Source organism: Clostridium senegalense JC122, assembly GCF_000285575.1.
Classification (GTDB): Bacteria; Bacillota; Clostridia; order Clostridiales; family Clostridiaceae; genus Clostridium_J; species Clostridium_J senegalense.
This window is the reverse complement of sequence record NZ_HE611050.1, coordinates 105,668-125,663: the sequence shown is the minus strand read 5'-3', so window position 1 is coordinate 125,663 and position 19,996 is coordinate 105,668. Positions and strand designations below refer to the sequence as shown.

The window sequence follows — 19,996 nt, the reverse complement described above, 5'->3', positions numbered from 1 at the left end:
TAATTAAATAGTTTTTTAAGTTTGAATGATATGGTGTTTACAAAATATGTTATAATTTATTGATGATAATAGGAAATTTTTAAATGAGTATTATTTGTATAAGAGATACAGATAAATAGAAATTTGCAGTTAGCATACTTTATATACAATTAACTGAGAAAGGAGGAGTTTATTATGATAAACAAGAAAAATAAAGAACTTTTATGGAGGGTTTTACCTCTATAAATTATGGAGGAAATATGTTTAAAGATAAATTTAATATTAGTAATATTCCTGCAGTTTTGTGGGGAAAAAACAGTGAGAAACTTTTTATTGCAGTACATGGAAATATGTCAAATAAGGAAGATGTTGTGATTCAAATTTTAGCTGAAGAAGCACTTAAAAAAGGCTATCAAGTATTGAGCTTTGATTTACCAGAGCATGGAGAAAGAAAAAATGAGAGCACTCCTTGCAAAGTACAGTTTTGCGTTAGTGATTTATCTATAATTATGAATTATGCAAAGGAACATTGGAAAGAAGTGAATTTGTTTGCATGTAGTATGGGGGCTTATTTTAGTCTTTTAGCATATAAAAGTGATATATTAAGAAAGGCATTATTTTTATCACCAGTAGTTAATATGGAAAGAATCATAGAAAATATGATGAGATGGTTTAATATAACACCAGAACGTTTGCAAAAGGAAATGATTATAGAAACACCTATTGGTCAAAAGTTGTATTGGGACTACTTTTGTTATGTAAAACAACATCCTATTAATACATGGAATGTAGATACAGATATTTTGTATGGGGCAAAAGATGAGTTGTGTGAATTTGAAACTATTAATTATTTTACAAAAAAATATTATTGTGAATTAGAAGTCGTAGATGAAGCAGAACATTACTTCCATACGGAAGAGCAATTGAATGTATTCAAGTATTGGTTACGAAAACGTATTGACTAACGAATTCCAATTTGTCAAGAAATTTAAAAAGTAATATGAGCAATATATTAAAACACCGTATTATTCAAAAGAGAATTTTACGGTGTTTTATATTGCGATACAAATAAATTTGGGATTAAATAATTTTTGAAGTTTGAATGATATGACATTTACAAAATATGTTATAATTAATTGATTAAAATGTAAAGTATAAAAAGATTGCATGTAAATTGTGTACAAACTACACAAGAATTTAAGTGGAGGAATGTATAAATATGATTAAGGAAATTAAAACTCGTAGAAGTATAAGAAATTATAGTAATAAATTAGTTGAAAATGAGAAGATAATTCAATTAATTGAGAGTGCGAGACTTGCTCCATCAGGTAGCAATACACAACCGTGGAATTTTATTATAGTAAAATCAGAATTAGTTAAGCAAAAAATAGCACAGGTAGCTCATAAACAAAAATGGATGTTATCTGCGCCAGTTTTTATTGTATGTGTGGCTGATATACGTTGTAGAATAAAAGAAAATGTAGATGTAATATTAAATGAAAATAGTCCACAAGAAGAACTTAAGCAAATAATAAGGGATACATCTATTTCTGTAGAGCACATATTACTTGAAGCTGAAAGTTTAGGGTTAGGAAGTTGCTGGGTTGCATGGTTTATTCAAGATGAAATTAGACAAGTTTTAAACATACCTAATGATAAATATGTAGTTGGGATTATTACTATTGGCTATGCAAATGAGACACCAGAAGCTCGTCCAAGGAAGACAATTAAAGAAATAATACATTATGAAACTTGGTAAGAAATATAGGAAAATCAACAAGTGATTAGTAAATAGTTCAGAGTTAAATTGTGGAGGTGAAATTTTGATTAGTTTGTTATTAATGAAGCAGATTGCTGAACTTTTTTTAGTTATGGCCATGGGATTTATATTAGTGAAAACAAATTTATTGAAAGCAGAAGAGAGTAAAAGTCTTTCAATAGTTGCACTTTATTTGGTAATGCCTTGTGTGATTATTAATGCATTTCAAGTTAAATATACAGAAAGTATACGGAATGGATTGATTCTTGCTTTTGTAGCAGCTGTATTGATTCATATTGAATTATTAATCTTAGTAAAAATACTTGAAAAGATATTTCATTTGGATTCAGTTGAAAAGGTATCTATAATATATTCAAATGCTGGAAATCTAATTATTCCAATTGTAACTGCTGTTCTAGGAAAAGAATGGGTTATTTACACTAGTGCATTTATGTGTGTACAGTTAGTTCTTTTATGGACTCATGGAAGAATGGTGATTTGTGAAGATAAGAAAATAGATTTGAAAAAAATCTTTTTAAATATTAATATGATTACTATTTTCTTTGGAGTTTTATTATTTGTTACGAGGCTTCAACTTCCAGATTTTATTACAGACACTATGGAGTCAGTAAGTGTTATGATTGGCCCTATTTGTATGATTGTAGTGGGAATGTTGATTGCAAATATGAGTTTTAGAAAGATATTTGCTTATAAACGAATTTACATAATTACTTTTCTTAAGATGATAGTATGTCCATTTATAAGTTTACTTTTACTTAAATATAGTGGAATGGGAAGTTTAGTACCTAATGGCAAGATAATTTTACTTATTAGCCTTCTTGCAACAATCACACCATCTGCATCATCAGTTGCACAAATGGCTCAGATATATGATAAAAACGGAGAATATGCTAGTGTTATAAATGTAGTTACGACTATTGTATGTATTGTAACAATGCCAATTATGGTTTGGTTATATCAAATGTAAGATATATTAGTTAAGTGACAATAGAACTATAATATAGTCATCCAAGATTAATAGTTAATTTATGCAAGAAATTTATTTTAAAAAATGGTCTACAGATAGCATGCAAATGGTTGTTGAAGGGTCAACGCATGCTATACACCACACTTATCCTGACGTTATAAGTAATGAGATAAAAAAATTAATAGAAGATCAGAAGTAGAATTTACTAGAACACCATATTATTCAAGTTTGAATTTTAGGGTGTTTCTTAGTTTGTAATTTGATTAAAATGCGAATTGAAATGTTCTTTGAAAATTGAATAGTACGGTATATTAAACAAAACATCTTACAAGATAGATAAAATATTATGTATAATATTGGAATATATGCTATAATTTTAATTAGCATTATTATACAATTATTTCAAGAAGCATATTAATAATACCAGTTAAAGATGGATTATATTATTTTTAGGGAGGCTAACAAATGAGTGTAAATGGAAGAAGGCACAAAAGAAAATCTAAAAAAAGATTTAGAAGAGGCATATTTTTAGTATTAATTTGTATATTTTTTATTTCACTAATTGGTGTATCTTATGAAAAAATTGGAGAATATAAGGATTCTAAGAAGTATCCTCCAGTAGGGCAAATGGTTAATGTAAATAATCATGGAATCAATGTATTTACCAAAGGAGAAGGGAATGTAACTGTAGTTTTTATTGGAGGATTAAATGAGCCAAGTGCTTATGCAGATTTATATCCTCTTTATAATGTAATATCAAATCATGCTAAAATAGCTGTTTATGATAAACCAGGACATGGTTGGAGTGAAATAACAGATGTTTCAAGGGACATTGACTCCATCGTAGACGAAATGCATACAGCTCTTTTAGAATCGGGGCAAAAGTCACCATATATATTAGTTGGACATTCGTTAGCATCATTAACATCAATAAGATTTGCACAAAAATATAAAGATGAAGTTTCAGGGGTTGTGTTAATTGATGGGGGTAGTCCAGAATATTATTCTGAAAATAAAGTAGGAATAAGTAGTAGTTCAGGATTTAAATATCAGATGCTAAAATCATCAGGAATTGCTAGATTAGCAATTTATCATACAAGCTATTTTTCAAAAATTATAAATCTTGAATTGTTGCCTGATGATTTAAAACAGTTGTATAAGTCGATGACTCTTAAAACTATGTATAATAAGAATATTATAGATGAAAGTAACATGGCAAATGATAGTGCAAAAATAGTATTAGATAACGGAAAATTAGGAGATATTCCGCTAAGAATATTTACTGCTGAAAGTAATGTTTCAGCAATTTCTGAATGGGAAAGTAGTCAGATAGCCTTGAAGGAGTGGTCTACAGATAGTAAGCAAATAGTAGTCAAGAATTCAAGACATGCTATACATCAATTCGAGCCTGATGTTATAAATGATGAAATAATGAAATTAATAAAGAAGCATTAGTAATTAAAATAACAAATGGAAATACCGTATTATTCGTAAATGAATTTGCGGTATTTTTGTTTCGTATTTCAAAGACAATACGAACTAAAAGTGAAATATGCTATTTGAAAATTGAATAATGATGCATTTGCAATATGTGTAATAGTTTATTTATAATGGTAAGTGGTGGTAAAAAATAGATATACTTGAGTGGGAATGAGTAAAATAAAGTATAAAAAATTGAAAAAAAAGGATATTTACTTCAAAATTATTTATTTTTAGTAATTTTTGCATACAATCATCATCTTGGTTATAATGTAATTTTAAAGTATCGAATCTAGTATCAATACTAGATTCGATACATAATACATTTTCATCATAACATGCTACTATATTTTCTAATCTAAAATAATAAAGTAAGAAACCTTCATCAAAATATAGTATCTATATCCTAAGCTAACTAATTATACTCATCATTAAGTGGCTCTGTTGCTTTAGAATCTTTTATACAAACGATATATTGAAAAAAATCTAACATATTTGCTTCTATCTCTTCTCCATTAAAAGTATAATACATTGGTGTTTCAGAAAAAGGTGAATTCTCACTTGTCAATTTATAAATGTTCAAATTACCTTCTAATAAATTGTTAGTTTCCTTAATTTGAGGATACATAATGTTAAGTTCATTAGTAGTGTATTCCATAGTATCAGTTATGCCCATCATATCGCAATCATCATAGTTATAAATTACTGTTAAAATCTTATTTTTAAATATTGAGTCATCAGAATTTAGATAGGCAGCAAACCACATTATATCTTTTTCTTTACTTTGAAATGTATGGTTAAGCCCCCATTGTCCGTAATACTTACCCTTAGGTAATTCCTTTTGAAGAATTTGAAAGTTTTTATATATCATGTTATCTCTAGTATTATTCCAATCTACGTAATCCTCATGTTTATATGCCTCTACGCTATTTAATACGTTCAAATTTACAAGGTTAAAACCAGTAAAGTTTTCTCCAAGATACTCTTTATATATATTTTCATTCTTTTCTATGCTATTTTGCAATTCATTTGAACATTGAGCAAATGTTTTATCAAATTCACCTGAATTATTAAATTTATTTTTAATCTTATCTATTACTGATTTTATTTCTTTAGGCGCTTCTTTATCTGGTAAAACATCTACTAAAAACCTATAGGCATTAATTGGTTGATGTTCTATATCAGCGCCTACAACTTGAATTCTGCTTTCTTTAGGTAGAGTATTATTATACTCATATAACTTTTTAAAATGGTTATAACTATCTTTATTCCATGCAAATGTTCCTTTTAGTGGCTTATATATATCTTCTAATATTTTTATATCCCCAGTCTCTAAATACTTATTTATAAAATAAGCATCACTATAAGAGAGCTCACATAGATAATACTTAAAATCTGTTTTTTCTTTGAAATATTTTAAAAATTTCATATTTAATTGTTCATTAGCCTTAGTTCCATGAAGTTCAGCAGTAAAAAAAAGTTCCTTTCCTTCTATATCTGAATCCATAATAGCTAAATCTTTAAATTCACTTTCATCTTCTAAATCTACAGAACTATAATTTTTTTTCAAATACTCTTGCATAATTTCTCTTTTCTCAGGTGATTGTTCTAAACGTTTATTGGAAAATTGAATTGAACCTCCGTCTTTTTTACATTCAGTTAATAATATACCTAATATAAAAAAAATTGATAGTAATTTTAGACTCACTTTTTTCATAATAATATTCCAGCCCTCTCCATAATAATTACTTGTTGCTCACATCAATTGTAAAATATATACATGAAAATAACAATATTATTGGTAAAAAATTATATTTATTACATTTTTTAATTGATTGTTAAGAATAATCCTATACTATATGTTTTTATGTAATTAAAGTTAAAGGTATTGAAGGAAAACTTAAAAGAATAGCTGATTATTCAGCTTATATAAAAAAGTATATTAATAAAATGAAAATAAATTTCAACATAATTTATCCACATTCTTTTAATTTAACATTATAACTAAAAAATAATTTATTAAATCATCTCATCGTTCAGAAATGAATTTGCGATATTTTTTATGTTGTAATACAAAAAATGCGAAGTGAAACATTGTTTAAAAATTGAACAATGGAGTATTTACAAAATATGTTATAATCAATTTATAATAGTATTATAGGGTTTAGCTATAATTAATAACGATGAGGTGAAGGTAAATATGGATTTTATTATAGATACATTATTTCAGATGTTTTTTTGCTTCTTTTGGGTGATTGGATTAGTAATAATCTTATTTGATAAAAAAAATAGAAAAAAATATATATGTTTAACATTTTTAATTCCTCTTTTAATGGTATGGAGTAGTTATTCTTATATAAATATATTAAAGCCACGTTTTAGTGATATAAGCTATTACATTGATAAAAATTATGAGGTTTCTATTGGAAAGTGTAATACTATTAAAGGTGGCTCAAGAGGAATGACTCCATCGTTTATACTGGATGAAAACACATATTATTATAATCCGCGATTTAATAAAATTAGCGAAGGGAATAGTTATAAACTAAAATATCTTCCTAATAGCAAGTATGTTATTGATACAGAAATTATTAAATAAAGAAATATGTAGTACCGTATTATTGAAAAAGTAAATATACGGTATTTTTGTTTGTAATCAATAAAAATATAAATAAAAAATTTTATAAACTAAGAAATGCTATATTGAAAGTGTGTTACAATATGGATAAAAAATACAATAAAATTACAAGTGTAATAAATTTTAAAGCAAATATTATTAATAAAATTTATGATATAATTATATGGATGCAATCTATAATTTAAATTTATACATCAAATTTTTGTTATCAGTTGAGAAAAATAAGTACAAATATAGTTATTTAAGAATTGTGAATTATGAATTAAGAATTTAGGATGACAGTGAGTAGTAATAACCACTAGTAAAGTGAAAATAGCAATTAAAATATATCGAAGAAGTAATGATTATTAAGATATATAGTTAAAATAAAATTATATAAACAGTAGTAGAAAAAATACTTAATTAAGAAAGTTACTTAAGTAAGTGAAGATAATAATGTGATAGAAAAGAGAGGTACTAAAGATGAATACGTCAGCATCAATAACAGAATTTGTAGGAACAGCAATTGGAGATACTATTGGATTAGTCATAGCTAATGTTGATTGTTTTCTTCATGAAAAAATGGGATTAGATAAAAAATATAGGTCTATAGGAATAATTAGTGGAAGAACAGGTGCAGGACCACATATTATGGCAGCAGATGAGGCGGTAAAAGCTACTAATACAGAAGTAGCAAAGATTGAAATGCCAAGAGATACAAAAGGTGGAGCAGGTCATGGTTGCTTAATTATTATGGCATCAGAAGATGTAACAGATGTAAGAAGAGCAGTAGAAGTTGCTCTTAAAGAATTAGATAGAACTTTTGGAGATGTTTATGCATGCGATTCAGGACATTTAGAGCTTTCATATACTGCAAGTGCAAGCTTGGCATCAGCAAAAGCATTTGGCGCTCCTATTGGAAAAACTTTTGGAATAATTGCTGGTGCTCCAGCTGCAATTGGTTTAGTAATGGCAGATACAGCAATGAAAGCTGCAAATGTTCAGATGGTAACATATGCTAGCCCCGATTCAGGAACGGCACATACAAATGAAGTAATAATAACAGTTACTGGGGATTCAGATGCTGTTAGACAATCAGTAATAGCTGCAAGAGAGATTGGATTATCTTTATTAAAAGCAATGGGGCAAGATACTCAATCTTTGACTAAATCATATATTTAGAAGATGATTTTAATTTAAAAATAAATACTTTATTTGAGCACCGTATTATTCAAAGCTGAATTTTACGGTGTTTTTACGTAGTATATAGAAATGAAAATTTGTCGAAGTCAAATAATGTTTTATATAAAACATGTTATAATTTACTTATAATAGAAGTATATTATTTAGCTGTGATTGTATATTGTGTGAAAATTAAATTGTTATTTAATTACTTTTGGAGGGAAAAAATGAATTTAAATAAATGCAATCAATATTTAAGATATATTGAATTATGTAGAGAAAGAGTAGAGTCATTTTCTAAGTATCCATATAGTTTATCCGCGATAAAAGATTTATCTAGAATAGATTTTCATCCTAAAGTTACATATATTGTAGGTGAAAATGGTACTGGTAAATCAACGATACTTGAAGCTATTGCTATAGCATGTGGATTTAATCCAGAAGGTGGAACTAGAAATATTAATTTTTCAACAAACAATACTCATTCAGATTTATACAAGAATATTAAATTAATTAGAGGTGTTAAAAGGCCTAATGATGGCTTTTTTCTAAGAGCAGAAAGTTTTTATAATGTGGCTACAAATATAGATGATGTAGATGTGAGTAGAGCATATGGAGGAATATCACTACATGCACAATCCCATGGGGAGTCTTTTTTGTCAGTTATTAAGAATAGATTTAGTGGAAATGGTTTATATATTTTAGATGAACCAGAAGCAGCATTATCACCATCAAGACAAATGTCTATGCTTGTTATAATGAATGAATTAGTACAGAAAAATTCTCAGTTTATAATAGCCACTCATTCACCTATAATAATGTCTTATCCAGATTCAATTATTTATGAATTAAACAATGGTATAAAAGAAGTTATGTATAAAGATACTGAGCATTATAAAATTACTAAAAGTTTTCTTGATAGACCTGAAAAAATGTTAAAAGTACTTTTATCACAGGAATAAAAACAAAATATTAAGAAGATAGGTAATTTATTATAGTAAGATAATATTAAGTAAAAATTAAATCTATAAGATAGATAAATAGAGTTTATCGTTAAGATTAGTATTAAGAACTTAAATAAAATATAAAATAACTTAAAAGTAAAGAGAATTTTAATGATAAGTATATTATAAGATTTAAACCTAGTAAAGAAGAAATTATTAAAATTAAAAATATACTAAAAATTTATTATTGGAAGCCTATAGGGTTTCCATTTTTTCTTGTAAAGTATAGTGAACATATATTACAAGAATAGATTATTTAAAGCATTTTAAACATTAACCTCCTAATCTTTCACTAACTGTAAGTGTTTTATTTTAATAAATCCATTTATACTAATTATATAGGGAAACAAGCTACAATTTAAATTTATTCAATAACTTTAAAATATTTTCGTGCAAGATGCAGTGTTGAGTTCCAAGTGATTCGGAGCATGTCTCACTATTTTGGGTATCCAAGTTTTGGAATGGATAATTTTAAAAGTCAACTTGGAACCCTATATAGGGAAACAAGCTCCAATTTAAATTTATTCAATAACCTTAAAATATTTTTGTGCAAGATGCAGTGTTAAATTCTAAGTGATTCGGAGTATGTCTCACTATTTTAGGTATCCAAGTTTTGGAATGAATAACTTTAAGAGTCAACTTGGAACCCTATATAGGGAAACAATTTCTAACTTAAATTTATACATGAAATTTTTGTTATCAGTTGAGAAAAATAAGTGCAAATATATTTAGTTAAAAATTATGAATTATGAATTTAGGATGAAAGTGGCAACCACTTTCTGAAAATGATTTTAAAAAATCTATCAATATAATTTGATTTGAAAGTTTATAAAAATATACGTTGAGAATTATTAGGAACGAAGTAAATAGTAATAACCACAACTGTTCACTATTCACTCTTAACTTTTAACTAAAATAATCTGTTAGTTATTGATAAAATATTAATTTGAGTTTTCTCATTTGATAAATGAATAAATTTAAAACTTAACTTGGAACCCTATAGAATATGAAAAGCAAATAAAAATTAGGAGTTCTATTTATTTGCTATAAGGATATTACATGAAAGGTGATTATAATGAATGAAAGAATATTAGAGGTTAAAAACTTAAAAAAATATTATGGTAAAAAAGATTCTGTAACTAAGGCTTTAGATGGAATAAACTTTCAAGTAATAAATGGTGAATTTATTGGCATCATGGGCAGTAGCGGTTCAGGAAAAACAACGTTACTTAATTGCATTGCAACTACAACTCATCCTACAGAAGGAAATATTTTATTAAATGGTGAGAATGTAGAAAAATTTAAAGGTAACAAATTAGCTAAGTATAGAGGAAATAAAATAGGATATCTATTTCAAAATTTCGAATTACTAGAAAATTTAACAGCAAGGGAAAATATATTACTACCAATGGCTATTCATAATAAATTACAGGATAATAATAAGGTAGAAGTAGAAAAATTAGCAGAATATATGGAGATAAAAGATATATTAGACAAATTTCCAAATGAAATTTCAGGAGGACAAAAACAGCGTGTAGCTGCTGCAAGAGCTTTAATTTTAAACCCACAAATTATTTTAGCTGATGAGCCAACAGGAGCATTAGATTCTAAGAATGCAAAAGCCTTAATGCAAAAACTAGCTGATTTAAATGAAGAAGAAAAATCAACCATCTTAATGGTTACACATGATGCAAATGTAGCTAGCTTTTGTTCAAGAATTTTATTTATACAAGACGGAAAGCTTTTTCATGAGTTAAGGTATAAAAAATTAGAGGAATCTAGACAAGCATTTTATGAAAGAATACTTCTAGTTATGGCACAACTAGGAGGTGGAAGTGCAAATGTTTTATGATTTAGTTAAAAGAAATAGTAAAAGAAATCGAAAAGAAAATGGGTTGTTCTTTGTATCATTAATAGTGTCTATAGTTGCATTTTATATTATTTTATCTCTTGAAAAGCAAGATGTTATTATATTTTTAAAGACTATGGAAAGTCAGGCTTTGGAAAAGTTATTTTTATTGGTTCCAGTTTTATATGAATTATCTTTATTTATCTTATTCTTTCTTGTATATTTTGCAGGTAAATATCAGCTAGAAAGAAGAAACAGGGAACTTGGAATGTATTTAATGCTTGGTATGAAACGCAGTAAATTAGTATTAATGCTTTTTGTAGAAGAGTTATGGAACAGTATATTGTCATTAGCAATTGGTATTCCAGTAGCAGTTTTTATATCAGAAGTTATTAGTTTAGTGACAGCTAAAATAGTAGGGCTAGGTATAATAGGACATAGCTTTACCTTTTCAATTTCAGCTGTTATTGGGACTATTGTTGGCTATTTTATTATTAGATTTGTAGCAATTATTATTTTAAGTGGTAAATTTTCAAAAAAAGAGGTTATAGAATTACTTTCAGATTCCCAATCAGAAAAGAAAAGAAAAATTAACAAGGTAGTTGTTACAATTAAGTTGTTATTAGGAAGTATTTTACTTGCAGTAGCATTTACCATTGCAATAACGGAAATATCATGGTCAAGTTTAAATTTCTTTGGAATAACAGTAATAATAGGTCTTAGTGGAATGTTCCTATTACTTCAAGGAATAGGAGTTTTGTTTGAAATAATACTTAAAAAGAAAACTAACAAAAATGAATTAAAAATGTTTACTTTTAGGCAAGTGCAAGAATCAGTATTCCTAAAACCAAATACTATGGCTATTTCATCAATATTAGTTTTAATGACAATTACTTGTTTTGCATATGGTATATCAGTTGGATTCTTATTTAATTCAAAGGAACCACATATTATTGATTATACCTTTCAAGCAGATGAGGAAGAAGTAAAGTCTTTAATAAACAAGCTAGATTTAAATAAATATATTGATGGTTTTTATGATATGAGAATTGGAATGTTATATAGTGACACTTTTTCACCAGAAGGCTTAATAAAAGCTGTAGAAAATCAAAAATATGGTAAAGAAAAGGATATTTTATTAAATAACCTTCAAGTCTTTGATTCACCATATTTAATTTCAGTAGATTCATATAATAAAATTTTAGAATTACAAGGCAAAACTCCTATAGAATTAAAGAATAATGAAGTAGCGCTTTATGAAAATCCCCAGTTTAAAATTGGTGATATAATGGAAAGTGTTTTAAAGGAAAAACCTTCTTTATTCTTAGATGGTGAAGAATATATCATAGGAGAAAAATATTATTCTGATAGTATTGTAACGGATAGGTTAATTACTATAAGTAGAGGGTTAATAGTATCTGAAGAAGTTTTTAACAAATACACAAAACAAAGTAATGTGAATACTTATTGGAATGTAACTTTAAATAAGGGATTTGTTAGAGAAAAGGGGTTAATGCAAGCTATTAGTTATGTTAATGAAAAACTTGATACTACTGAAATAAGTTATGAAAGTTATCTTCAAAATATAGGAAGAGAATTATTTTTCACAGTATCAGCAAGCTATACAACTATTTATTTAGCAGTTATTTTTCTTATAATAGCCAACACAGTTATGGGAGTACAGTTCTTAATGCATCAAGAAAAAACAAAGAAAAGGTATTTATCATTAACTTACCTTGGTGCAAGTTATGAGATGTTATGCAAATCTGCAAGAAATCAAATTACTTGGTATTTTTCACTACCAATAATAGTTGCAGCTATAAGTAGCATATTTTCAGTAAGAGCATTATTTACGGGTCTTATACCAACAACAATGAAAGAGCAGGTTAGTAAACTAATGATAATTGCAATTCCTATTATTGTGCTAATATGTATGGTAGAATTATTTTATATGCACTTTGTAAAGAAAATTAGTGATAAGAATATTTTAAAGCTTATGGATGTTAAGAGAGAAGATAATTAGGGGTGATAATAGTGAAGAAGATTGTAATTGTAGAAGATGAGCTTTTTATGAGAGAAGAGCTCCAGTATATTTTAGAGAAGGAAGGATATGATACCTTTTCTATAATTAAATTTTCTAATGTGGTAGATAATATTATAGCTGCTTCACCAGACCTTGTATTATTAGACTTAAATTTACCAGAAATATCTGGCTTTGAAATATGTAAGGGAATTAGAAATAAAAGTAATGTTCCAATACTTGTTTTAACAGGGCGTGATCAAATGAAGGATGAGTTACATGCCCTTGATATTGGCGCAGATGAATATATAAACAAGCCTTGTCATAAAGAACGTTTGTTAGCAAGAATAACTAATTTGCTTCGTCGTTTAGAGGATAGAAGGCATTTTGTAGAAATAAAGGATGTAAGCTTAGATTTACAAACGTATACAATAAACATTAAAGGGAAGGTTGCTATCTTACCTGAAAATCAAGGGAAGATAATGGAGTTACTACTTGAGAATTATAAGGAACTTGTAACTAAGAAAATGTTATTAAATAAGCTTTGGGGTACAACAAAATATATTGATGAAAATGCTCTTCATGTAAATATGACAAGGCTAAAGAAATCTTTACATAAATTAGATACTAATTATAAGATAAATACAATTAGAGGAAAGGGGTATTCCTTAGAGCCTATAGGAGAAAACAATGATTAAAAAGATAAGAGGAATATTAATAAAAAATAGACTTTGGATCATTGTTATACTTATATTAAATTTTATATTTGGTGGACTGTTGTGGCTTAGCAATGATAAGGCTTTTCGTTATATTTTTCCTACAATGATAATTGGGTCAATGATTTTGTATTGTGCTATAGCATTTATTCTGTACAAAAATGATTTAAAAAGAGAAGATGCAATTTATAACTATTTAAATGAGCCTACTATAAATAATGAAAATCAAATTATAAACTTATTTAATTATGAAGAAGGTAATGTAATTAGAAAAATAGGTGGAATTTTAAGAGAAAATCAAAGTACTATAAATACTTATAAGCAAGGAATAGATGAATACGAGGAATACGTAGAAGCTTGGGCACATGAAATAAAAACACCATTAGGATTAATGACCTTTGTATTAGATAATAGAAAAGATGAAATATCACAATTAGCATATAAAAGATTGCAATATGTAAGAACAAAAATGCAAGAAGATATAGAAAGAATGCTATATTATGCAAGATTAAAATCTACTTGTAAAGATTACTTTTTTAAAGAAATTTCATTATATGATAATTGTGCAGAAGTAATTGAAGAATATAAAGTAATATTACAGGAAAAAGGTATAGACGTAAGTTTAAATGTTGGTGACTTTAAGGTTGTATCTGATAAACGAGGTATGCAATTTATAATAAGACAAATAATTAGCAATGCAATTAAGTACACAGATGTCGAAGAAACTGAGGCAAAAATAGTTATTACTTCAGTTGAAAATGAGAAATACATAAAGCTAAATATAAGAGACAATGGAATTGGAGTTAAACCTTATGATTTACCATTTATATTTGAAAAAGGCTTTACTGGTATGGTTGGAGAACAAAGAAAAAATTCTACAGGAATGGGCTTATATCTAGCAAAACAAGTATCAGAAGGATTAAAAATAAAGCTAGAATTAAATGAGAAGTATACTAAAGGTTTTGAAATTGCATTGATATTTCTTAAGATTATTGATTTATAGGTATAAGAGATAGTATTTGTTGTCTTAAAATTTTCTGTTAATTTTAATGATAAATAATTATTATATTTTGAAAAATATAATCTTAGAGCATTTAATCTAATTAAGAACTTAAGCAAACAGTATAGAAAAAACACTTAATTAATGAAATGTATAGTTTAAAGGGTGGATTTTATAAAATACCGTACTATTCTAAGGTGAATATGCGGTATTTTTTATATCATAATTCAATTAAATGACGAAGTAATTAATAAAAAGTGTTCTTTGAAAACTAAATAGTTTGATATTTACAAAATATGTTATGATTGAATCATGATAATAGGAAAATTTTAAATAAAAATTATTTGTATGAGAGATACAGATAAACAGAAATTTGGAGGTTAATCATGAAAAAGTGGTATGATGAGGAGTACGAATTTGAAATTGAGGTAACTGGGTTTCTTCGCAGTGACCATACAGAGCGATACTGCCGAAACGGTGAGGAAGTCGGGGACAAGTATACCTGCACTTATGGCTGCCCAATAAATGCGGATGGACAAGGTATCTGTTCTAAGGTCATGATGATTATGTTCCCAATCATGGAGTCGGTCAGAAGTGGCGGAGATTTAGAGAACATTGGAGGCGATGGCAAATATAGCAAAGACATTGTATGTCCAGATGGCTGCGTCATGTTCAGGCTAACGGCAAAGAAACTTGGCAATGAGAATTTTTATAAGGGAAAGTTTTTTGATTAGTTTTAATTTTTATTGTGCTTAGTTTGAAGAAAATGTGAAATAAAAATTATTTATTTTATATAGTGGGGGATACTTTGTTGGAAATTCTTAAACTAGATTTAAGGTATTGTAATGCTCTTGCCAATATATGTACATTACAGGAAGTATTTAAAAATATAATCCACGGTCTAAAAAGATGTGTGAAAAATGTGTTTCCATTTTTAAAGAAGGTTAATATATATGATATACAACATTCAAGTTATGGGAATAACTTTTATCTAATTTTATAATTGAAAAATAAATAGTTTCTTAAAATACCGTACTATTCTAAACTAAATATGCGGTGTTTTTTATTTCATAATTCAATTAAATGACACAGTAATTAATAAAAAGTGTTTTTAAAGATTACATAATACAAGTTTGAAAAATATGTTATAATTAATTAATAATGGTAATGAATGCGTTTAGAAGGGAGGATATTGTTATGGATTATGGTACAATTTTACTTTTTATTATCATAGGAATATATTTTATAATTAAATTTAGTAAAGATAAAAAGAGTTTTAATTTACTTATAGTTATGATGGCTATTACAGGAATTTTTTATAGAAAATCTTTTGGCATATATAGTAATGTAGGTGGAACATCACAAACAATCATTAATATAATATATTGGACTTCTTTATTGATTTTATTGGCAGTTTATTTTATTAATGAAAAGAGTAAGAGAAAAAAAGCAATTCAGTAACCTTTGAAGTTAGTTTAGTATACAACGGAAATAAAAATATCTGAAATATGTGGCCAGTAGGGTATAATATTCACATTTAGCAACTAAACTATAAAATTAAATAAATTATTAGAAATACCGTACTATTCTAAACTGAATATGCGGTATTTTTATGTCACAATTTAAATAAAATATAAAGTAAAATGTTGTTTAAAAATCTCCACAAAATATGTAACGATTTTTGAAAATATGAATATGAATAATGATATTTAAAAACTGAATAACTTGGTGTTAAAAAGTGAGAAAAGCTTATATTTATTAGTAAAATAACCATTGATTAACATGAGTGTGTGATATAATTACTAATAATTAAGTTATGGCAATGTTAAAAGGAGAGTTAAAATTATGAAAAATAAGCCCAATAGACTAATTTATTCTGAGGAATATGTATGCATTAATGGAATTAAGCAATATTTATTTCATTCTGGTACAAATTATAATAATCCAGTAATGTTATTTTTACATGGTGGTCCAGGAAGTGCAGAATCATTATTTGCATATATGTTTCAAGAAAAATGGGAAGACGTTTTTACAGTAGTTCATTGGGATCAACGTGGAACTGGAAAGACTCTTACAAAGAATAAAGATAAGTATCCTACAATTGAAGTGATGATAAAAGACCTATTTGAAGTTGTTCAATATTTAAAGAAGAAATATAATAGGGAAAAAATAATAATACTTGGTCATTCTTGGGGAAGTGCTTTAGGTAGTATATTTATAAAACAATACCCAGAAGAAGTAGCTTATTATATTGGAGTTGGGCAAGTTATCAATATGATTGAAAATGAGCGAGTTGGTTATGAAAAAGCTAAGGAGTTAATTATACAGTGTAACGATAAAAAAGATTTAAAAAAGCTGAAAGCTTTAGGGGAATATCCAGGGGACAAATTTGACGATAATTTTATGAAGAAGTGTATGAACATACGTAAAATTCAGGGAAAATATAATTTAGCTGTAAATCTAAGTTTTTCTATGCTTATATCTGTATTTAAAAGTCCTATTTTAAAGTTTTCTGATATTTCTGCAGCAATTAAAGGGAGCAAAGCAAATAAAAATTTGTTGGCATTTCTATTTCAGTTTGATTTAAATTCTGAATCTAAAGAATATAAAGTGCCAATGTATTATATTCTAGGTGAAAATGATTGGCAAACTCCTTATGTTATTGCTGAAAAATACTTTGAAAAAATGAATGCACCGTATAAAAAATTATATTTAATACCTAGTGCTGGACATATGACAATGATAGATCAACCTGATTTATTTTTTGATGCTCTGATAGACATTAATAATAAAGAAAAGACTAATGTAGATTTATATTAATAAATTTAATTTAAATAATTTTAAAAGTTTTAATGATTTTATATTTACAAAATATGCTACCTTTGTTAAAGGCATAAATGGGAATTTGAAAAGGAGAAAAAATGGTTTTATTAATTATCGATACACAAAAGCTAATAATAAACGAAAAATTATATAAATTTGATATGTTTGTATCTAATGTTAAAAAAATAATAAATCAGGCTAGGTTAAATAATGTTGAAGTAATATATGTACGTCATGATGATGGGATAGGAAATGAGCTAACAAAAGGAAATGATGGGTTGGAGATATATGAAAAATTTAAACCAATAAATAAAGAGAAAATATTTGATAAAGTTGTTAATAGTGCATTTAAAGGGATAGGCTTATTAGAATATTTAATAGACAAAGGTGAAGAAAATATAATCATTGTAGGATTGCAAACAGATTACTGTATTGATGCTACTATAAAATGTGGATTTGAACATGGATTTAATATTATAGTTCCAGCATATGCAAATACAACAGCAGATAATAAATTTATGTCAGCGGAGCAAAGTTATAAATATTACAATGAATATATGTGGAATGGTAGATATGCAGAGTGTATTTCAGTGGATGAAACACTTAAAAGAATGAAATAGTTAAGTTGAATAATACGATTTTAGAAAGTAAAAATATTATGCATGTTACTTAAATAAACATTAATTAAGTCAGAGTAGTAAGTTTAAGTGAAGTGTAATTGGGGGATTATGGTGATAAAAACAAATAGATGTAAGATGGTGAAAGTACAAGAGCGTGATTATGAAAAAATAAAAGAGCTGTACACTGACGAAAAAGTAAGAAAATTTCTTGGTGGGACTGTTAGTAATGAAAATTTCAATAGTAGTTTTAATGATATGCTCACTTGTAATAATGATTCTTTCTATTGGGTTGTAAGACTTAAGGATAATAACCATATTATTGGATTAGCATCTCTTGATAAACATCATGATGGTTTAAGCACGGAGATATCCTATCAATTTATGCCTCAGTATTGGGGATATGGTTATGCAGAAGAAGTTGTTAGAAAAATTATCGACTATGCTTTTTATGAGTTAATTATAAAAAAAATTATTGCTGAAACACAATCTGCGAATAAGGCTTCATGCAAACTTCTTAAGAAGGTTGGCATGAATTTGGAACAAATAGTTTCAAGATTTGGAAATGAACAATACATATTTAGCATATCAAAGGAAGATGTCTAATTGGTAAATTTCTTATTTAATCGACAAATAATAAAATTGAATAATTTTTTAGAACACCACATTATTCAGAAATGGATATTGAGGTGTTTTTTAGTTTTCAATTCAAATATAATGCAAACTATATAATGAATTATGAGTTGAAAAATTGAATAGATATTATGTTTTAGAATTTCATCTTTAATTAACTTCTAAATAAGTTAATAATTGACAAGTATATAGTAGTGCGATACTATGTAATTATAATATATAGCAGTGCTATGTATAGAGATGGAATATATAGAGGTGTAATATGAATGATAAAATTAAAAGGGTATATATCCCAATGACAGAGACAGCATTTTATATTTTGTATTGCTTGCAATGTGAAATGCATGGTTACAATATTATACAGAAGGTTGGGAAGATGACAAATGGAGAGATTATCATAAGTGCAGGAACAATGTATGGAAGTCTGTCAAAGATGGAAAAGGATGGTTTGATTCGCTTTGTGAAAGAGGAAGAAAAAAGAAAAAGTTATATTATTACGGAACTGGGAAAGGAAATTCTAGCTATTGAAATAAAAAGAATTGAACGTTTATATAAGAATAGTATAGGAGAATATTGTGATGGAATGTAAAATAGAAAAGAAAAACTTTGGTATTGCAGAATTCAAAGAGGAAGAATTTTGGTTAGAAAAAGAGCATAAAGATGGATGGCGTCTTATTAAAACTAATAGAGCTAAATATCAGTTTGAAAAGTGTGATGCAGATCAGTGGGTTTATCAACTTGATTTTAAAGAAAATGGTATAGCAGAGGAAGAGTATATTCAAATGTTTATGGATTGCGGTTGGGAATATGTACTAAAATGTGGTAAATGGTGTTACTTTCGCAGAAAGAAGGAAGAGGGGAATGATTTATCAATTTTTAGTGACAGGTTTTCAAAGATAGATATGTATACAAGAATAATTCAAAGTCGTCATCTTAGAATTACTATAATGTTGTTTGTTATTGGGTGTTTAATACAATGGTTGGCTATCTTCACTGATACGTTTAAAGGAGATGGTTTTTGGGACAGTGCAATGCCATGGATAGGTTGTAGCTTTTTTGTGGCTACAAGTTTTTCAGCTCAACAGTATATAAAGCTTAAAAAGATGGTGGAAGAATTAAAGTCGCCAGAAGAAAAATAATTTTTTATTAGTACATAATGTAGTAAAAGATTAAAAGAAAATATTTTAAAGTTATTGAATAAATTCAAATTTTTGTTATCAGTTAAAAAAAATATAAATAAAACCTAAAGTAATCAAAGCTGTTCCTAAAAAAATATGTTTAGTATTATTAGGAACATAGTGAGTAATAATCACCACAACTAGCGGACGGC

General features: G+C 27.0%; 20 protein-coding genes. 19 read left to right on the top strand and 1 reads right to left on the bottom strand.

Going from position 1 to position 19,996, the window contains the following annotated elements:
- The first annotated feature begins 239 nt into the window (after nucleotides 1-239).
- From CSGHG_RS00965 to CSGHG_RS00945, 4 genes are all read left to right on the top strand, one after another.
- Entirely contained in the window at nucleotides 240-944 is a 705-nt protein-coding gene (locus tag CSGHG_RS00965) for an alpha/beta hydrolase (protein ID WP_010291852.1), read from the top strand.
- A 254-nt stretch (nucleotides 945-1,198) separates the two neighbouring features.
- Entirely contained in the window at nucleotides 1,199-1,738 is a 540-nt protein-coding gene (locus CSGHG_RS00960; protein WP_010291851.1) for a nitroreductase family protein, read from the top strand.
- A gap of 64 nt (nucleotides 1,739-1,802) precedes the next feature.
- A complete protein-coding gene (locus CSGHG_RS00955; RefSeq protein WP_010291849.1) occupies nucleotides 1,803-2,726 on the top strand; it encodes an AEC family transporter in 924 nt (307 codons plus the stop codon).
- Nucleotides 2,727-3,191: 465 nt separating this feature from the next.
- Complete coding sequence (locus CSGHG_RS00945; protein WP_010291838.1) at nucleotides 3,192-4,181, top strand: alpha/beta fold hydrolase; 990 nt, start codon at nucleotides 3,192-3,194, stop codon at nucleotides 4,179-4,181.
- Nucleotides 4,182-4,620: 439 nt separating this feature from the next.
- Here CSGHG_RS00945 and CSGHG_RS00940 read toward each other — a convergent pair whose 3' ends face one another.
- Nucleotides 4,621-5,922, bottom strand: coding sequence for a TraB/GumN family protein (locus tag CSGHG_RS00940; RefSeq protein ID WP_010291836.1), 1,302 nt, complete (start codon nucleotides 5,920-5,922; stop codon nucleotides 4,621-4,623).
- A gap of 483 nt (nucleotides 5,923-6,405) precedes the next feature.
- Between CSGHG_RS00940 and CSGHG_RS00935 the strand changes: the two genes are divergently transcribed.
- From CSGHG_RS00935 to CSGHG_RS19465, 15 genes are all read left to right on the top strand, one after another.
- Complete coding sequence (locus CSGHG_RS00935; RefSeq protein WP_010291834.1) at nucleotides 6,406-6,804, top strand: hypothetical protein; 399 nt, start codon at nucleotides 6,406-6,408, stop codon at nucleotides 6,802-6,804.
- Nucleotides 6,805-7,305: 501 nt separating this feature from the next.
- On the top strand, nucleotides 7,306-8,004 hold the full coding sequence (gene pduB, locus CSGHG_RS00925) for a propanediol utilization microcompartment protein PduB (RefSeq protein ID WP_010291832.1): 699 nt from the start codon (nucleotides 7,306-7,308) through the stop codon (nucleotides 8,002-8,004).
- A 227-nt stretch (nucleotides 8,005-8,231) separates the two neighbouring features.
- Nucleotides 8,232-8,966, top strand: coding sequence for an AAA family ATPase (locus tag CSGHG_RS00920; protein WP_010291830.1), 735 nt, complete (start codon nucleotides 8,232-8,234; stop codon nucleotides 8,964-8,966).
- Between the two features lie 1,117 nt (nucleotides 8,967-10,083).
- The gene (locus CSGHG_RS00915) at nucleotides 10,084-10,860 is read left to right on the top strand and encodes an ABC transporter ATP-binding protein (RefSeq protein WP_010291824.1); all 777 of its coding nucleotides are present in this window, start codon (nucleotides 10,084-10,086) and stop codon (nucleotides 10,858-10,860) included.
- The gene (locus tag CSGHG_RS00910) at nucleotides 10,850-12,880 is read left to right on the top strand and encodes an ABC transporter permease (protein WP_010291822.1); all 2,031 of its coding nucleotides are present in this window, start codon (nucleotides 10,850-10,852) and stop codon (nucleotides 12,878-12,880) included. The genes CSGHG_RS00915 and CSGHG_RS00910 overlap by 11 nt, the downstream gene beginning before the upstream one ends.
- Nucleotides 12,881-12,891: 11 nt before the next feature.
- Complete coding sequence (locus CSGHG_RS00905; RefSeq protein ID WP_010291820.1) at nucleotides 12,892-13,575, top strand: response regulator transcription factor; 684 nt, start codon at nucleotides 12,892-12,894, stop codon at nucleotides 13,573-13,575.
- Entirely contained in the window at nucleotides 13,568-14,596 is a 1,029-nt protein-coding gene (locus CSGHG_RS00900; protein ID WP_010291818.1) for a sensor histidine kinase, read from the top strand. The genes CSGHG_RS00905 and CSGHG_RS00900 overlap by 8 nt, the downstream gene beginning before the upstream one ends.
- Nucleotides 14,597-14,979: 383 nt before the next feature.
- On the top strand, nucleotides 14,980-15,327 hold the full coding sequence (locus tag CSGHG_RS00895; RefSeq protein WP_010291815.1) for a TIGR04076 family protein: 348 nt from the start codon (nucleotides 14,980-14,982) through the stop codon (nucleotides 15,325-15,327).
- Nucleotides 15,328-15,404: 77 nt separating this feature from the next.
- Nucleotides 15,405-15,596, top strand: coding sequence for a hypothetical protein (locus CSGHG_RS00890; RefSeq protein WP_010291814.1), 192 nt, complete (start codon nucleotides 15,405-15,407; stop codon nucleotides 15,594-15,596).
- Nucleotides 15,597-15,790: 194 nt separating this feature from the next.
- Nucleotides 15,791-16,054, top strand: coding sequence for a hypothetical protein (locus tag CSGHG_RS00885; RefSeq protein ID WP_010291812.1), 264 nt, complete (start codon nucleotides 15,791-15,793; stop codon nucleotides 16,052-16,054).
- A 384-nt stretch (nucleotides 16,055-16,438) separates the two neighbouring features.
- The gene (locus tag CSGHG_RS00880) at nucleotides 16,439-17,413 is read left to right on the top strand and encodes an alpha/beta fold hydrolase (RefSeq protein ID WP_010291808.1); all 975 of its coding nucleotides are present in this window, start codon (nucleotides 16,439-16,441) and stop codon (nucleotides 17,411-17,413) included.
- A gap of 101 nt (nucleotides 17,414-17,514) precedes the next feature.
- Nucleotides 17,515-18,036: a cysteine hydrolase family protein gene (locus CSGHG_RS00875; protein WP_010291806.1), complete on the top strand. Its 522-nt coding sequence runs from the start codon at nucleotides 17,515-17,517 to the stop codon at nucleotides 18,034-18,036.
- 111 nt (nucleotides 18,037-18,147) lie between these two features.
- Nucleotides 18,148-18,639: a GNAT family N-acetyltransferase gene (locus CSGHG_RS00870; protein WP_010291804.1), complete on the top strand. Its 492-nt coding sequence runs from the start codon at nucleotides 18,148-18,150 to the stop codon at nucleotides 18,637-18,639.
- A gap of 322 nt (nucleotides 18,640-18,961) precedes the next feature.
- On the top strand, nucleotides 18,962-19,255 hold the full coding sequence (locus tag CSGHG_RS00865; protein ID WP_412766357.1) for a PadR family transcriptional regulator: 294 nt from the start codon (nucleotides 18,962-18,964) through the stop codon (nucleotides 19,253-19,255).
- Entirely contained in the window at nucleotides 19,245-19,805 is a 561-nt protein-coding gene (locus CSGHG_RS19465) for a DUF2812 domain-containing protein (RefSeq protein WP_010291792.1), read from the top strand. The genes CSGHG_RS00865 and CSGHG_RS19465 overlap by 11 nt, the downstream gene beginning before the upstream one ends.
- Nucleotides 19,806-19,996 lie beyond the last annotated feature (191 nt).

What these genes read in the sequence shown, in the direction of transcription:
- CSGHG_RS00965 (WP_010291852.1), top strand. Translation starts at nt 240, where the DNA reads ATGTTTAAAGATAAATTTAATATTAGTAATATTCCTGCAGTTTTGTGG.
- CSGHG_RS00960 (WP_010291851.1), top strand. Translation starts at nt 1,199, where the DNA reads ATGATTAAGGAAATTAAAACTCGTAGAAGTATAAGAAATTATAGTAAT.
- CSGHG_RS00945 (WP_010291838.1), top strand. Translation starts at nt 3,192, where the DNA reads ATGAGTGTAAATGGAAGAAGGCACAAAAGAAAATCTAAAAAAAGATTT.
- CSGHG_RS00940 (WP_010291836.1), bottom strand. Translation starts at nt 5,922, where the DNA reads ATGAAAAAAGTGAGTCTAAAATTACTATCAATTTTTTTTATATTAGGT.
- CSGHG_RS00935 (WP_010291834.1), top strand. Translation starts at nt 6,406, where the DNA reads ATGGATTTTATTATAGATACATTATTTCAGATGTTTTTTTGCTTCTTT.
- pduB (WP_010291832.1), top strand. Translation starts at nt 7,306, where the DNA reads ATGAATACGTCAGCATCAATAACAGAATTTGTAGGAACAGCAATTGGA.
- CSGHG_RS00920 (WP_010291830.1), top strand. Translation starts at nt 8,232, where the DNA reads ATGAATTTAAATAAATGCAATCAATATTTAAGATATATTGAATTATGT.
- CSGHG_RS00915 (WP_010291824.1), top strand. Translation starts at nt 10,084, where the DNA reads ATGAATGAAAGAATATTAGAGGTTAAAAACTTAAAAAAATATTATGGT.
- CSGHG_RS00910 (WP_010291822.1), top strand. Translation starts at nt 10,850, where the DNA reads ATGTTTTATGATTTAGTTAAAAGAAATAGTAAAAGAAATCGAAAAGAA.
- CSGHG_RS00900 (WP_010291818.1), top strand. Translation starts at nt 13,568, where the DNA reads ATGATTAAAAAGATAAGAGGAATATTAATAAAAAATAGACTTTGGATC.
- CSGHG_RS00895 (WP_010291815.1), top strand. Translation starts at nt 14,980, where the DNA reads ATGAAAAAGTGGTATGATGAGGAGTACGAATTTGAAATTGAGGTAACT.
- CSGHG_RS00885 (WP_010291812.1), top strand. Translation starts at nt 15,791, where the DNA reads ATGGATTATGGTACAATTTTACTTTTTATTATCATAGGAATATATTTT.
- CSGHG_RS00880 (WP_010291808.1), top strand. Translation starts at nt 16,439, where the DNA reads ATGAAAAATAAGCCCAATAGACTAATTTATTCTGAGGAATATGTATGC.
- CSGHG_RS00875 (WP_010291806.1), top strand. Translation starts at nt 17,515, where the DNA reads ATGGTTTTATTAATTATCGATACACAAAAGCTAATAATAAACGAAAAA.
- CSGHG_RS00865 (WP_412766357.1), top strand. Translation starts at nt 18,962, where the DNA reads ATGACAGAGACAGCATTTTATATTTTGTATTGCTTGCAATGTGAAATG.
- CSGHG_RS19465 (WP_010291792.1), top strand. Translation starts at nt 19,245, where the DNA reads ATGGAATGTAAAATAGAAAAGAAAAACTTTGGTATTGCAGAATTCAAA.